Annotated in this window: 12 protein-coding genes; 4 read left to right on the top strand and 8 right to left on the bottom strand. The window is 65.4% G+C overall.

The genetic code is table 11. The annotated features are described in order from the left end of the window. The first annotated feature begins 77 nt into the window (after positions 1 to 77). From QA645_RS12430 to QA645_RS12420, 3 genes are all read left to right on the top strand, one after another. Complete coding sequence (locus QA645_RS12430; protein WP_283050507.1) at positions 78 to 2,768, top strand: alpha/beta hydrolase fold domain-containing protein; 2,691 nt, start codon at positions 78 to 80, stop codon at positions 2,766 to 2,768. A gap of 129 nt (positions 2,769 to 2,897) precedes the next feature. Further along, positions 2,898 to 3,170 carry a hypothetical protein gene (locus QA645_RS12425; protein WP_283050506.1) on the top strand — a complete coding sequence of 91 codons (273 nt, stop codon included), beginning with the start codon at positions 2,898 to 2,900 and terminating at the stop codon, positions 3,168 to 3,170. Positions 3,171 to 3,298: 128 nt separating this feature from the next. Beyond that, positions 3,299 to 3,604, top strand: coding sequence for a hypothetical protein (locus QA645_RS12420; protein ID WP_254133257.1), 306 nt, complete (start codon positions 3,299 to 3,301; stop codon positions 3,602 to 3,604). Positions 3,605 to 3,877: 273 nt separating this feature from the next. On the opposite strand, the gene QA645_RS12415 is transcribed toward QA645_RS12420, so the two are convergent. From QA645_RS12415 to QA645_RS12380, 8 genes are all read right to left on the bottom strand, one after another. Beyond that, positions 3,878 to 4,030, bottom strand: a complete 153-nt coding sequence (locus tag QA645_RS12415; RefSeq protein ID WP_254133258.1) for a hypothetical protein — start codon at positions 4,028 to 4,030, stop codon at positions 3,878 to 3,880. Between the two features lie 94 nt (positions 4,031 to 4,124). After that, entirely contained in the window at positions 4,125 to 4,649 is a 525-nt protein-coding gene (locus QA645_RS12410; protein WP_283050504.1) for a septal ring lytic transglycosylase RlpA family protein, read from the bottom strand. A gap of 148 nt (positions 4,650 to 4,797) precedes the next feature. Next, positions 4,798 to 4,956: a hypothetical protein gene (locus QA645_RS12405; RefSeq protein WP_283050502.1), complete on the bottom strand. Its 159-nt coding sequence runs from the start codon at positions 4,954 to 4,956 to the stop codon at positions 4,798 to 4,800. A 149-nt stretch (positions 4,957 to 5,105) separates the two neighbouring features. Continuing rightward, complete coding sequence (locus QA645_RS12400) at positions 5,106 to 7,625, bottom strand: M56 family metallopeptidase (RefSeq protein ID WP_283050500.1); 2,520 nt, start codon at positions 7,623 to 7,625, stop codon at positions 5,106 to 5,108. Then, complete coding sequence (locus QA645_RS12395; protein WP_148753097.1) at positions 7,622 to 8,014, bottom strand: BlaI/MecI/CopY family transcriptional regulator; 393 nt, start codon at positions 8,012 to 8,014, stop codon at positions 7,622 to 7,624. The genes QA645_RS12400 and QA645_RS12395 overlap by 4 nt, the downstream gene beginning before the upstream one ends. Before the next feature lie 287 nt (positions 8,015 to 8,301). After that, positions 8,302 to 9,897, bottom strand: a complete 1,596-nt coding sequence (locus tag QA645_RS12390; protein ID WP_254196308.1) for an NAD-dependent malic enzyme — start codon at positions 9,895 to 9,897, stop codon at positions 8,302 to 8,304. A 356-nt stretch (positions 9,898 to 10,253) separates the two neighbouring features. Further along, positions 10,254 to 11,252, bottom strand: coding sequence for a tripartite tricarboxylate transporter substrate-binding protein (locus QA645_RS12385; RefSeq protein WP_283053166.1), 999 nt, complete (start codon positions 11,250 to 11,252; stop codon positions 10,254 to 10,256). A 90-nt stretch (positions 11,253 to 11,342) separates the two neighbouring features. Beyond that, on the bottom strand, positions 11,343 to 13,673 hold the full coding sequence (locus QA645_RS12380) for a mechanosensitive ion channel domain-containing protein (RefSeq protein ID WP_283050495.1): 2,331 nt from the start codon (positions 13,671 to 13,673) through the stop codon (positions 11,343 to 11,345). A gap of 253 nt (positions 13,674 to 13,926) precedes the next feature. Here QA645_RS12380 and QA645_RS12375 point away from each other — a divergent pair, with 253 nt between their 5' ends. Beyond that, positions 13,927 to 14,550 carry a hypothetical protein gene (locus QA645_RS12375; protein ID WP_283050494.1) on the top strand — a complete coding sequence of 208 codons (624 nt, stop codon included), beginning with the start codon at positions 13,927 to 13,929 and terminating at the stop codon, positions 14,548 to 14,550. Positions 14,551 to 14,619: the final 69 nt, after the last annotated feature.

Below are 14,619 nucleotides of genomic sequence, written 5' to 3'. Positions count from 1 at the left end.
GATTGCACTTGCTCTGATGACAAGCCGGGCCTGCAGGACTAGCCTGCCGGCAAAACAAAATACACGGGAGGAATACCATGCCGGACGCAATGGTCGCCGCACGTGAGTCCAAGGCGGCGAGTGGAACAACCCAACAGGTCGATGTTGCCGTGGTCGGCGCCGGATTTGCCGGCCTCTATCTTCTTCATCGCCTGCGCAAGGCCGGCCTCTCGGCCGTCGGTCTCGACGAAGCCGGCGACGTCGGCGGCACCTGGTACTGGAACCGCTATCCCGGCGCGCGCTGCGATATCCAAACCATCGACTACAGCTACACGTTCGATCCGGAGCTCGACAAGGTCTGGACCTGGTCGGAAAAATACGCGACCCAGCCCGAGATCCTGCGCTATCTCGGCTTCATCGCCGACCGCTACGATCTGCGCCGCGACTTCCGCTTCAAGACCAAGGTCACCGAAGCCAGATGGGACGCGAAGGCCGAGCGCTGGCAGCTCAGCACCGACAACGGCGCGCCAGTCTCCTGCCGCCATTACATCATGGCCACCGGCTGCCTCTCCGCGCCCAAACCGCCGGAGATCGACGGCGTCAAGGACTTCAAGGGCCAGGTCTACTTCACCGGACGCTGGCCGCATGACGGCGTCAATCTCGCCGGAAAGCGCGTCGCCGTGATCGGCACGGGATCGTCGGCGATCCAGTCGATCCCGTTGATCGCCGAGCAGGCCGCGCACCTCACCGTGTTCCAGCGCACGCCGAATTTCGCGCTGCCTGCGCATAACGGCCCCTCGCCGGCCGATCGCAGGGACATGTTCCAGAGCGACCGCGCGGCCTATCGCGAGCAGGCGCGCCAATCGATGACCGGCGTTCCCTATCCGCAGCAAACCGTCGTGAGCTGGCAATTGAGCGATGCCGAACGTCGTGAGCGGTTTGAACGTGCCTGGGCAGCCGGCGACCTCGTCCACATCCTGACGCAGCTCTGGGCCGATCAGGGCGTCGACGTCGACGGCAACAAGATCGTCCAGGACCTGATCCGCGAGAAGATCTCGGCGGCCGTGAAGGATCCGGAGACAGCTGCGGCGCTGATGCCGCACGATCATCCCTTTGGCGCCAAGCGTCCCTGCCTCGATACCAACTACTACGCGACCTACAACCGGCCGAACGTCACGCTGGTCAATCTGCGCCAGGAGCCGATCAAGGCGATTACCGCAGGCGGCATCACCACCGGCAAGCGCAGCTTCGACGTCGACGTCATCGTATTTGCGACCGGCTTCGACGCCATGACCGGCGCGATCCGCGCCGTGCATCCGATCACGGGGCGCAACGGCAAGTCGCTCACCGATGTCTGGGCGCAGGGACCGCAGAGCTATCTCGGTCTGACGGTCGAGGGCTTCCCGAACTTCTTCATGATCACGGGGCCCGGCAGCCCGTCGGTGCTGTCGAACATGGCGGTGTCGATCGAGCAGCATGTCGACTGGGTCGTCGATCGGCTCAAAGCGTTGCGCGATGCCGGCTTCACCACGATCGAGCCGACCGAGACGGCGCAGGCCGGCTGGGGCCGGCACATGACCGACTGCTCGATGGTGACGCTGCACCGGCTCGCCAACACCTGGTACACGGGCGCCAACGTGCCCGGCAAGGTGCAGGGCCTGATGCCCTATACCGGCGGCGTCGGTCCCTATCGCAGCATCTGCGACGAGGTGACGAGCCGCGGCATGCTCGGCTTCAAGCTCACCGGTCCCAACGTCGCCGCGCAATGCAATGACGGCGAGGTGGTGAAGCTGCAGCCCGATGTGCGGCTGGTGCTGAATCTGCTGGCGTCGCTGAACCTGCCGCCGATCGAGTCGATGGGCGCGATCGGCGCGCGCGCCTTCGTCAACGAGTTCAACAAGGGCCGGCCGGCGGGACGGCTGATCGGCGAAATCGTCGACGGCACCCTGCCCGGCGCCGACGGCCCGCTGCCTTATCGCGTCTACAAGCCGGCCACACCGGGCCCGCATCAGGTCGTCGTCTATTTCCACGGCGGCGGCTGGGTGCTCGGCGACGAGCAGTCGGACGAACCGTTCTGCCGCGACATGGTGCGGCGAACCGGCATGACCTTTGTCAGCGTCGGCTATCGCCACGCGCCGGAGCATCGCTTCCCCACGGCGGCCGAGGACGGCTATGCGGCGACGCGCTGGATCTCGGAGCATCTGGTCGAGCTCGGCGGCAAGCCGGGCCCGGTGCTGGTGGCAGGCTGGAGCGCCGGCGGCAACATCGCCGCCGTCACCTGCCAGCTCGCGCCCGACCGCGGCGGGCCGGAGATCGCGGGCCAGTTGCTGGTGTGTCCGGTCACCGACTGCAGCTTCGACCGGCCCTCCTACAACGACAATGCGACCGGCTACTTCCTGACGCGGTCGCTGATGTACTGGTTCTGGGACCTCTACTGCTCGCCGGCCGACCGCACCGATCCGCGCGTCTCGCCGCTGCGCGGCAAGGTCGCCGGCCTGCCGCCGGCCTTCGTCGTAACCTGCGAGTTCGATCCGCTGCGCGACGAGGGTGTCGCCTATGCGGACGCGATGGCGGCCGCCGGCGTCCCGGTCGAGCAGCTCAAGGCGCACGGCCATTTCCACTCGTCCTTTGCGATGGTCGACGTGGTGATCACCGGGGTCCAGGGCCGGGTGCAGATGGCCGAAGCCTTGCGGCGCTTCGCCGGGCTTCCGCCCGAGGTCAGCCGCGGCGACGACACCAGTCAGGGCCATGCGAGCCCAGGGCATAGAATCGCCGCAGCCGCGAGTTGAGACGCCATCGGCCGGGAACCTTTTCCCGGCCACCGCGTTGTCGGCGGGTGGCATTGAGATGCAGCGATGCGTATGGGCCCTAGCACGCCGATGAGTGTGTTGGGGTCCTGTTTGCGTGAGGCGAGGACGATGGGTGGCGTATCAGCTGATTCAAAGGTCGATTTCAGCGCGCTCGCGGTGCTGCACAAATGGCCCTCGCTCGGAAACCAGCGCCGGCCGGACCGGGTATCCTATCAGGTGAGCGAAGGCACGCTCGACGAGTGCATCTCGGCCTTCATGGAGAAGCCCGCGCCGACCCGGCATCTCTATGACATCCACACGGCGCCGCAGCCGCCGCTGGTCACGGACATCCTCTCGCCGGAGCACGTCCTGGAGCTGTCGCGGCTGCGGGAATTTCTCTGACCGCACGAACATTCCAATACCGCACGCTCACGGCAAGCGTCTCGCTGGCGTCCTGTGATTTCCGCAGGAACCTTCTTCCGGTTTTTCCCGTTAACCGGGATCGGAAGCCAAAAGCGTGAGTGTCTGAGATGCTTGAAGCTGGCGTGAAATCCCCGGACGTGCCCTATGGCGCTGACCAGACCTTGTTCGTGGTGATCGATCGCCTCGACAAGGCGACCGAGATCCGCATCGAGCGGAGCGATCTCGAAGCCACCATCGGCGAACTCGTCGCCGGCTGCTTCAACGACCCGATCAAGGTGATCTCGTTCAACACGCTCGAGCACTGGATGAAGGACATCTCGACCGAAATCGCCGATGAGATCCAGGCCCGCTGCGATATCGACGGCGTGACGCTGCCCGACTATCTCAGCGATTTCGTCGAGAGCCATAGCTGACGCGCACTGTCGTCGCGCGCAATCATCGCAGCCAACAAAAAACGCCGCTTCCGCGGCGCTTTTCGTGTGTCGGCATCACAGCCCTAGTGGTGCCAGAAGATTGCCAGCAGCAGAATGACCGGCAGCGGCACGCCAAGCAACCAGAGCAGTGCACCTCGTCCAAAGCCCATGACTTCCTCCTCCATGTCTGTGCTGACATGACGCCGGAGAGGAGAGGAAGTTCCGCAGCCCGCAGCGAGGGCGGATGCGTTCAGAGCATGGATCTAAACGGCGTCAGGCGCGCCGGCGGCCGGCGATGACTTCGATCTCGCGGCGGCGGTCGCCGGCAAAGGTCAGGAGCTTTTCGATCGTCAGCGTATCCGTGATCCGTTTGGCAAGTCGCTCGGCGCGCGCAGCCTGATCTTCGAGATACTGGATCGTGTTCAAGCGCCGTCTCCCCCCAAAGCCCCGAATTGCCGGGCGCCCATGGTGCGGGAGAGCAGCTAACAGCCGGTTAAGCGCAGCGTGTGCGGATCAAGCTCTATTGCACGACGTCGAGCCGGACATTGGCGAGGCCCTTGTCGACCATGCCGAGCGCCTCGGCGGCGGACGGCGAGATGTCGACCACGCGGCCGCGGACGAACGGCCCGCGATCGTTGACACGGACGGTCACGAAGCGGCCGGAGGAGACATCGGTGACGCGCAGCCTGGTGCCGAACGGCAGCGTCGGGTGGGCCGCGGTCAATTCGTTCTTGTCGAACTTCTCGCCGCTCGCGGTCTCGGTATCCGAATAGAAGCTCGCAACGCCATGCGACGACGTCTGCTTCGCACTCGCGACGTCATGAGACCGATGCGGCCGGTAGATCGGACGCGGATGCAGCGCCGCGACCCGGTGCGGACGCTCGATCGCGGTCTGCCTTGTGGTGGGAGCGAGATCGGCTCTTTGCCGACCGGCCGGTGATTGCGCGCACGCCGCGAGCGAGGCGGCGCCGATGATCGCGAGCAGCAACCGGCTCGAGGTTGCCAGCGAAATTCGGGCAGTTTCGGCACTTGCAATGCATGACATGATGCGCCCTCCGAACAACCCTGAGTTTCGGTGGGCAATGAGGGCAGAACCTTGGCTGAACAAAAGCGGCCTTGCGGCCACCAACGTTTCGCGCCGGCTGTGATGATTCCACCACAGTTGTCCTGAATCGGTACAGATGAGCGGGGAACTAGTTCGATACGACGCGCCAGACGATCGGGTGCGTCTCCGGCCGCGCCTCGCCGCGCTCGACCTCGCCGGTGACGAGCCGCATCAGTTCACGCCGATAGAGCAGCCGCCAGCCGGTTTTCAGGCTGGCGAGAAAGTCGAGCTCCCGTTGCGTCAGCATGCACATCATGAACCCGGTCAGCTTGCGAGGGCCGCGCCGAATTCCGGGCCCGCGGCCGGCTACCTAACGTAATGTTACATACCGTAGCGATCGCCGCGGCCACGCGCAAGCCGCGATTGACGCGATCGCGCCGCCGTCCCGGCGCGCCGCTAGAAATTCGGCCCCAACGCGATCTTGGTGATCGTTCCGTTCCTGATGCCGATGCGCCATTCCGCCGAGCCATTGGCGAACTGGGCGACATAGATGTCGCTGTCGAGCGCGGTGACGCCGCGGAACGAGACCGCGCGCAACGCCCCGAGCCGCGCCACGATGGCCTGGTCGAACGGAAGCTGCGCACGCGTGATGTTGGCGACCTCGGTCGTCATGTGGTCGTAGTCCGGCTGCCCCTTGCCGATGCCCTCGATATATTGCCGCAGCATCGCCTCGCCATTGGCGATCGGGACGGCGCGACGCGATGCGCGGCCCGGCCGTGCCAGGACGTTCGAGGCCTCGACATTGTGGAAGCGCGTCTGCCGGCCCGGCACCACGATCTCCATGCACTTGCCCGACTTGTCGGCAATGACCCATGGATTGTTCACGGTGGTCAGCGCGACCCAGGTCATGTCCGACCTGACGACGCTCTGCGCCTTGCGCTCGCCATCCGCACCGAGATTGAAGACCTGAATATCGTCCTCCGTCTCGTTGTAGAGCATGATCCTGATCGGCGAGGTGCCGGCGCGGCCGCGCACATTCGCTTCCTCGGAGCAGGAGACGATACCGCCGAGCTCGTCATTGCCGTCGGGCCGGAAGATCACGTCGCCGGCCTTGCCGTCGGGCTCGAGCATCACGCGGAATTCCGCCGTGCCGTTCGCGAACTTGGCGCCATAGATGTCGTAGCCGCCGGGCCCGACGCCGCGGAAGAAGATCGACTCGACCGCACCGAGCGCCGCGAAGGTCGCGCGCAATTCGTCGAGCCGACGATGGATGCTGGCGGCGAGCGGCGCGCTCATCCGATCGTAGTTCGGCGTGCCGGCGCGCACATCCTCGATCCCCCTGAGGATCACTTCCTTGCTGCCCGCAGCCGGAATCTGTTCCCTGAACCTGTCAGGCACTTCCGCGAGGCGGCGCGCGAACTCGGCCTCGATCGCCTGGGCCTGCGCCGCATCGATCCGCTGCGCGAGGCGGGCGCCGGAGGTGGCGTTCTGGACCAGCACACGCGCCACGTTGGCCGCATCATCGCGCAGGAAGATCAGGAGATGATCGCCGTGGAGCGAAAAGGCATCGGCGCCTTCGGCGAGAATCTTCGATCGACCCTGCCCGGTCTCCTGCACCTGCAGCATATCGCCATCGCGCCGCACGGTGAGCACGCGGTTCGGCGCAACCTTGTACCAGCCGACATATTGATCGAGCGACACCGGATCGGTCGCCGGCGCCGGCATCTCGGCAACGCGAACGGCGCGCACGTCGCGGCCGTTCATGCGCAGCGTCAACTCGGACGAGCGGCGCTCCGCGTCGATCGGGAACGTGATCTCGCCGAACGTCGCCGCATAGGACGCCGTGCCGTCGCTGGCGACGGTCAGGCGCAGCCTGCGTTGCCCGGTGAGCTGCCCGTAGATGTCGTCGCCCTCGCGGAAGACGGCGAACACCGAGGCCGGGCCCATCGCGTAGAAATTGACGAACGGACGGTAATGCTGCGCCGGCACATCGCCGAGATCCGCGCCGGCGGGCACGGGATCCGGCGTGCGATAGGCGATCATGCCGGCCGACACGATCACCACCGGCACGATCGCGGCCGCGATCCACAGCCGCTTGCGCCAGCCGACCGCCACGGGCAGCGCGGCGGCCGCGATGATGCGCTCGATCCGCGCCCGCACGGTCGACACCTGCGCCATCGCAAGCTCCATCGGCCGCGGCTTCACGGAGGACGCGACGTCGAGCAGGATTTCCGCGTAGGACAGCCGGTCGTCGATCATCTCGATCGCCCGGGCATCGCTGATGATCTCGGCAAGCTCGGCCAGCCGCGCCAGCTGCCACCATGAGAACGGGCTGAACCAGAACACCGCGCGGTTGAGCGAGGCGAGCAGGAGGACGTAGAAATCGCCATTGGCGACATGCGCGCCCTCATGGGCGAGCACCGCGAGGCGCTTCTTCGCGTCCCAGCTGAAAAACTGCGGCGGCACCAGGATGGTCGAGCCGAAGGTGACGGGGCCGCCGACGTCGCGGCTGACGCGCACATCGGCATCGATCATCTCGCGGCTTTTGACCGGCTTCGCCGCGCGCGCCATGCGCCAGGTCAGGCAGAGGCCGATGGCCAGCCGCAGCAGCAGCAGGCCGGCGACGCAGGCATAGGCGACGGTTGCGACCATCCACCAGTCGATCGCGATGCCTCGCTTCACCATCGGCGCGATGGCCCCAGCGGGCGCGATCGGCAGGGTCGGCTGCGGCCGCTCCAGCATCGCGAAGTCGGTCGGCCAGGTGTCGTCCGGCACCGGCATGGACAAGGGCATCCGGTCGATGGTGAGCGTCGGCCAGTGCATCACGAACGGCATCGCCAGCGATGCCAGCAGCACGACCACCCACGCCGTCATGTGGACGTGCGGATTGCGGACACGAAACAGGATGAGACCGATCCAGACGACGCCTCCCAGCGCGAAGGAGCGTAACGCCGCCTCAGCCAGAGCCGCGATCATTCTTTCTTCACTCCCCTCGCCTTCTTCGCCTTGGCCACCTGGTCGGCCAGCGCACGCAATTGTTGCTGGTCGAGCATCGCATTGTCCACCATGCCGACGAGGACCTCCTCCATCGAGCCGTTGCAGAACCAGTCGACGATCCGCTGCACCGCCTTGGCCGCAACGCGGGCCCGCTCCTCGGCGGCGTGGTAGACATAGGTGCGCCCGTCCACGGTGTGGCGAGCATAGCCCTTTTCCTCCAGCCGGCGCAGCACCGTCCGCACCGTCGATTCCTTCAGGCGTCGCGATAGCCGCTCGCGCACGATTTCGGCCGTGACCGGCCCATGGGCCCATACCAATTGCATGACCTCGTGCTCGAGATCGCCCAGGTCGGGCAAACGATCGTCCATGGTGGCTTACCTAGCGGCTTGAGTTTCTTGTAATGCTACGCAGCGTCGCACATATGGCGACGGCAAACAATTGCGATTCCAGCGGAACCGGAATCGCCAACGAGGCTGTCGCATATGCGGAAGAACGTGGCGGCAGACTGCCTGCGGCCCATCCTTCGAGACGCCCGCCTCCGGCGGGCCCTCAGGATGAGGTCGCGTTTGCGGCGAGATATCAGCCCCTCATGGTGAGGAGCCCGCCAAAGCGGGCGTCTCGAACCATGCAGGCCGAACTCTCCCGGCAGACTCACTCAGTACTTCGGCTCGTACATCTGCGACTGGACCAGGCCCTTCACGTCGTTGGGCGGGGGTCCGTCGGCGAGCCCGCGCTGATAGGCGACATCGGCGACAGCGGCCGCGATACGGGCCGAGACCTCGCGGATGCGGGGCAGCGCGGGATAGAGGCTGCCCTGATCCAGATCCTCCTTGCCGACGCAATTGGCGAGCGTATGAGCGGCCGCCATGAACATCTCGTCGGTCACGAGCCGTGAGCGGCTGGCGATGACGCCGAGGCCGACGCCGGGGAAGATGTAGGAGTTGTTGCCCTGGCGCGGCACGAAGGTGCGGCCGTTGAGCTTGACCGGATCGTAGGGACTGCCGCAGGCGAACAGCGCGCGGCCGCCGGTGTAGCGATAGGCATCCTCGGCCGAGCACTCGGCCTTCGAGGTCGGGTTGGACAGCGCGAACACGATCGGCTGTTCGTTGAGCTCGGCCATCGCCTTGAGCACCTCGGGCGTGAAGGCACCACCCACCGCGGCAACGCCGATGATCGCCGTCGGCTTCAGCGTCTTGATCGCGGTGAGGAAGTCGGCGATCGGCGCCTGATCCTTGTGGGCATAACGGAGCTTGTGGCCGTGCAGGCCCTCACGGGCGCCGACGACGAGGCCGCGGGAATCCACCAGCCAGTTGCGCCGCAGCGCCTCGGCCTCCGTTGCGCCCTCCGCCATCATGGCGGAGACGACGAGGTCGGCGATACCGGTCGCTGCCTCGCCGGCGCCAAGGAACAGGATGCGCTGATCCCGCAGCTTGCCGCCGCTGACACGCAGCGCCGAGAACAGGCCGGCAAGTGCGACCGCTGCGGTGCCCTGAATGTCGTCGTTGAAGACGCAGGCTTCGTCGCGGTATTTGTGCAGCAGCTTGAACGCGGAATGGTTGGCGAAATCCTCGAACTGGATCAGCACGTCGGGAAACGTCTTTCGCGCGGCCGTCATGAACTCGTCGACGAAGCTGTCATAGGCCTCGCCGGTCAGCCGCCGTTCGCGCAGACCCAGATAGTAGGGATCGCTCAGGAGCTCCTCGTTGTTGGTGCCGACGTCGAGCACGATCGGCAGGCAGTGCTCGGGATGCACACCGGCACAGGCCGAATAGAGCGAGAGCTTTCCGACCGGAATGCCCATGCCGTTGGCGCCGAGATCGCCGAGGCCAAGAATCCGTTCGCCGTCGGTGACGACGATGAGCTTTGCGGGATTGGGCCAGTTCTTCAGGATGTCCGCGATCTGGCCGCGATCGCGCGAGGAGATGAACATGCCGCGCGGCCGCTGGTAGATCAGGCCGTATTTCTGGCAGGCGAGCCCGACCGTCGGCGTATAGATGATCGGCTGGATCTCGTCGATATTGTCGACGACGACGCGGAAGAACAGCGCTTCATTGCGGTCATGCAGCGCGTTCAGCGCGACGAATTTTTCGAGGTCGGTCGGCAGCGTGCGCAGATTGGTCAGCACGCGCTCGGCCTGCGTCTCCATCGTCAGGACACAAGCCGGCAACAGGCCGCGCAAGCCGAGTGCATCGCGCTCCGCTTCCGTGAAGGCTGTGCCTTTATTGAGCAAGGGATCGCGCAGCAAGGCCATGCCATGCGCGGACTCGGACGATGTCGATTGGGTGCTGACCCGAGCAGGTCTATTCACGAATTCCCCCAGGGAGTTTCTTATTGAAGGGCAGCCATTGTCGACCAGCGCTCCATCGAGATCAAGGACGTTGCTCCTTGGGCCGCGATTGTGATCTCGCACCGCAGCGAGATTTTTGCGGGAGGAAAGCAGGTAGCCGAGGCAAAGCTTAACGCGGAAAAACAGCTCGTTCTCCTCATGGTGAGGAGCGCGGCACGCGCGTCTCGAACCTTGAAAGGCCCCGATCTCACCCGCGGCCATCCTTCGAGACGGCCGCTACGCGGCCTCCTCAGGATGAGGAGGCGTGCATGACAGCAAGATTATTCCGGCTTGATGTCCGCAGCCTTCACCACCGGCCACCATTTCTCGGTCTCCGCCTTCTGGAAGGCGCCGAGGGCGGCGGGCGATTGCTGGTCCACTGGCGGTATCTCCTGGCCCAGTTCGGCGAAGCGCTGCTTGACGGCGGGATCGGCAAGCGCGGCGACAATGGCCGCGTTGAGCTTTGAGACGATCTCATTCGGCGTGTTCTTCGGTGCCCAGATGCCGTGCCAGTAGGAGATGTACAGGCCGGGCAGGCCCGCTTCGTCGACGGTCGGAATGTCGGGCGCGGATGCGAGTCGGGTCGGCGACGTCACCGCGAACGCCTTGATCGCCCCGTTCTTGTATTGCGGCAGCGAGTTCGAGGCCTGGTCGAACATGATGTCGATCTGTCCGGCGACGAGATCGATCATCGCGGGCCCCGCACCCCGGTACGGCACGAACTGGAAGTCGGTGCCGGTCTTCTCCTTGAAGAACACGCCGGCAACATGCGCACCGGTGCCGGCGCCGGCAGTCCCGGCGGTCGCCTTGCCGGGATTGGCCTTCAGCCAAGCGATCATCTCTTTCAGATTGTTGGCCTCGAGCGACTTCCGGCCGACGATCAGTTGTGTGCCCATCGCGACCAGCGCGACCGGCTCGAAATCGGTGACGACATCATAAGGCAGCTTGAAGATCGCGCCGTTGAGCACATGCGTGCCCCAATGGCCGATGGTGATGGTCGTGCCGTCAGGCGTTGCGCGCGCGACGCGGGCGCCGGCGATGCTGCCGGACGCGCCGGCGACGTTCTCGACCACGATCGTCGCATGCAGCTCGGCTGCGATCCGCTCCGACAGGATCCGTGCCAGCGTATCGGTCGGCCCGCCGGCCGCAAACGGCACCACCAGCGTGATGGGACGGGAGGGAAACGACTGGGCGTAGCCCGGTGCGGTCCACGCGACACTTCCGATCAACGCGCAAATGACGATCACATGACCGCGCAATCCGGCCCACAGCCCCCGCACCATTCTTCCCACCCTTTTTGCCACCCGCATGTCATCAGCGGGCTGGAGGGCGAGTGAACGCTGCCGGAAGAACGGAGGCAAGCCGGAAATTTATCCAGCCGCCCGCCGCGGCGTTAGATTGGTGGCGACGTCGGCCGGTGGCGCGACATGCATCAAAATGCTCTGGGTCGCGGATGCCACCTCGATGCCGTTCTGCTGGAAGCGCTGCTTCATGCGGCGGTTGAATTCGCGCTGGACCGGCCAGCGGCCGGCCTCGGTGCAGCGGATCTGGCCGACGATCGACACCATGGCACCATCGACCTTGTCGATACCCCAGAGCTCGAGGTCGCCGCGGATCAACGGGCGGAATTCCGTCTCGCGGCGCATCTCCTCGACGATGTCCTTGAGGATCTGGCCGGCGCGGTCGGTGTCTTCCTTGTAGGCGACATTGATGCTGACGGAGGCATTGCCGGCGCCACGGCTGGCATTGGTGATGGTCGTGACCGCGCTGAACGGCACGATGTGCACGGAGCCGTCGCCGGCGCGCAGGCGTATCGTACGAATGGAAACGTTCTCAACCACGCCCGACAGGCCCGACACGCTGACGGTATCGCCGACCTGGACCGTATTCTCCAGCAGCAGGAACAGGCCGGTGATGAGATCCTGCACCAGCTTTTGCGAACCGAAGCCGATCGCGATGCCGACGATGCCGGCACCGGCGAGCAGCGGCGCGACATTGACGCCGATTTCGCTCAGTGCCGTGAGGCCGACGACGGTGGCGATCAGGCACAGCAGCGCCGTGCGCAGCATCGGCTGGAAGGTGCGCAGGCGCGCCGCGCGGGCATAATGCCCGTCACGCGACAGCGTGTTGATCTGGCGGTCCAAGAGCGCATTGCTGGCCTCCCAGATCACCGCGGCGATGAAGACGGCGACGCCGATCGTCGCGAGGGCGGAAATCAACTGGCTCCCGATCTGGCCGCCATAGAACCAGACGATGGCATCGACGCCCCAGACCTCGAGCACGGCGACGAAGCCGACGAACGCGATCACGCCGGACACGATCTTGCGCAGCAGCGGCAGATAGCGGTTGGCGCGGATCTCCAGCCCGGGAAAACGCTGGAGGATTTCCGGCTGGATGCGGAAGCCGCGATCGATCAGGCTCAGCGTCACCATGATCGCAACCCGCGTGATCAGCACCACCACGATGGTGCCGACGAAATATTGCAGCAGCAGCGAGTAGCCGTTGCGGATGTTCAGCGCCCACACCGCCCACAGCGCCAGATCGAGCGCGATGGCCAGATAGTGCCAGCCGCCGGCGATGCGGTTGCGCAGGCGCGCCGCGATCCCCTGCCGGTCCGCAGGCGCGCGAATGGCGTCGGCGACCTGGCGGCGGCATTGCAGGATGATGACGACGACGAAGAGATGCACGACCAGCATCACCATGCGGATGAGCGCGGCATAACCGGCGCGATGCAGGCCGAGCAGCAGCGCCACGTTAGCGAATGCAATGCCGGTGACCGCGACGCCGACGATGCGGCGCGCCCAGATCTCGACATAGGCTGCCGTCTCGGCGCGCACCGGAAACAGGCCGAACGGCCCGGCCAGCGCCCGAACGACGCAGATGAGCCCGCGCGAGAACGCATAGGCGTTGACGACCGCAAGGATCACAAGGCGGACGGTCGCGGGCTCGCCGATCTCCGTTCCGAGCAATGCGGTCGCGATGCCGACGAAAACGACCACCGGAAGCAGTTCGAACAACAGCCGCCCCAGCACGAAAGGCAGCCGCAGCATCAGCTGCCAGACCCGCGCCAGGCTGTGCCTGCGCTTGTGCAATTCCGGCGACGGAGTGACATCGGCGACCGATGACGGCGGATCGGCAATCGGTAGCGTCTGTACCGGCAGGCGCGCGGTCTGCGGCACGCGCCCTTCGAGGAAAGCGACCGGACGCCGGATCAGGCGGACAATCACCCATTCGGCGGCAAGTGCGCAGCCGAACACCAGCGCCAGCTTCCAGGCGATCTCGATCAGCAGATTATAGGCGTCAGGATCGTTGGCGGTCCGGACGATCCAGTAATAGAACGCCGGGAAATGCGTGAGCGTCCGCGCCATGTCGGCGACGTCGCGCGAGATCTCGCCGATCTCCTCCGACACCGTGAGCAGAAGCTGCGCGCCGAGGCCGTCAGCCGACAGCGGGATCGGCGACTTCTGTTCGGGCGCGGGCTGCTGCGGACCGGACGCATTCGCGATGGCGCGCAGCGTATCGATCATTTGCGCGCGCTTCTTGTCGTCCTGGAGCGTCTCCAGCGCCCGCTTGGCCTCGTCAGGCGACAGCGCGGCCATGCCGCTCGCGGCCGGCGCAGGCGGCTCTGCCCGGGCGGGGGAGAAAGAGGAGAGCGCGAGAATGAAGGCGGCGACAAGCGCCGAGGCAAGCTTATGCGACACGCGGATTCCCCAAAATAAATGAAATGCGCCGGCGGAATCGTGACCGCGAAGCACTGCGTCATGTCGGATAGCGGCTATTCGCCCCGATCATGTGTCGGAAGTTTGCCGATCAGGCGACCATCTCTTGGCATTTCCCTTGGCATTTCCCTTGGCATGTCCTCTGGCATTTCCCCCAACGCAGATGTGATGGAACCGCGTCATGGCCAGTGCCGCAAAAGCATGCGAAATTGGCGCGGGAATTCGGGGGCATCATATGACGGATTTTGACCGGCGCCGGCTCGTGCTTGCGGGGGCTGCGGTCCTGCTCGGCACGCGGGCCGCGGTCGCACAGAGCGGACCCACCTTCACCTATCGCGGCATCACGGTCGACACCAGCGCCGCGCAAAGCCAGCCCGATATCAAGGACGTCGTCACGTCGCTGAAGCATCAGATCGACATCGTCGTCGAATGCGGCGCGAAGCCCGGGATCATGACCTTCTTCAAAAGCCAACCGGTCTCGGTCAAGCCCGGACAGGGCGACGGCGGCGGCCACTTCTCGTCCAAGGTCCAGGGTGTCACGGTTGACGCGGCCGTCGTTGCGCCAGAGAAGCCGGTGCTGCTGCACGAGCTGCTCCACGCCTATCATTTCCGCGTCCTGCCGGGAGCGCTGCAGAATCCGGATCTTGTGCGCTTCTACGGCATCGCCAGGCAGAACGAACTCTATCCACCCGACTCCTACGTCCTGAAGAACGTGCAGGAGTTTTTTGCGGTGACCGGAAGCCTCTATCTCTGGGGCAACGTCGACCGCCCGCCCAACAACCGCGCCACCCTGCACGAGAAGCAGCCGGTTTATTATCAGTGGCTCGGTGATCTCTTCGGCGTGACGAAGAAGGCGTAGCGCCTGATGAAATTAAGTCCAGTCGGCCTGTGCAGGTCTACCTCTCCCCAACGGGGAGAGGTCGGATTG

This window comes from Bradyrhizobium sp. CIAT3101 (genome assembly GCF_029714945.1).
GTDB lineage: Bacteria > Pseudomonadota > Alphaproteobacteria > Rhizobiales > Xanthobacteraceae > Bradyrhizobium.
This window is presented reverse-complemented; position numbering and strand designations above follow the sequence as displayed.

Excerpts from the sequence above, each read along its gene's own strand:
- QA645_RS12430 (WP_283050507.1), top strand. The coding sequence starts at position 78 with ATGCCGGACGCAATGGTCGCCGCACGTGAGTCCAAGGCGGCGAGTGGA.
- QA645_RS12425 (WP_283050506.1), top strand. The coding sequence starts at position 2,898 with ATGGGTGGCGTATCAGCTGATTCAAAGGTCGATTTCAGCGCGCTCGCG.
- QA645_RS12420 (WP_254133257.1), top strand. The coding sequence starts at position 3,299 with ATGCTTGAAGCTGGCGTGAAATCCCCGGACGTGCCCTATGGCGCTGAC.
- QA645_RS12410 (WP_283050504.1), bottom strand. The coding sequence starts at position 4,649 with ATGTCATGCATTGCAAGTGCCGAAACTGCCCGAATTTCGCTGGCAACC.
- QA645_RS12405 (WP_283050502.1), bottom strand. The coding sequence starts at position 4,956 with ATGCTGACGCAACGGGAGCTCGACTTTCTCGCCAGCCTGAAAACCGGC.
- QA645_RS12400 (WP_283050500.1), bottom strand. The coding sequence starts at position 7,625 with ATGATCGCGGCTCTGGCTGAGGCGGCGTTACGCTCCTTCGCGCTGGGA.
- QA645_RS12395 (WP_148753097.1), bottom strand. The coding sequence starts at position 8,014 with ATGGACGATCGTTTGCCCGACCTGGGCGATCTCGAGCACGAGGTCATG.
- QA645_RS12390 (WP_254196308.1), bottom strand. The coding sequence starts at position 9,897 with ATGGCCTTGCTGCGCGATCCCTTGCTCAATAAAGGCACAGCCTTCACG.
- QA645_RS12375 (WP_283050494.1), top strand. The coding sequence starts at position 13,927 with ATGACGGATTTTGACCGGCGCCGGCTCGTGCTTGCGGGGGCTGCGGTC.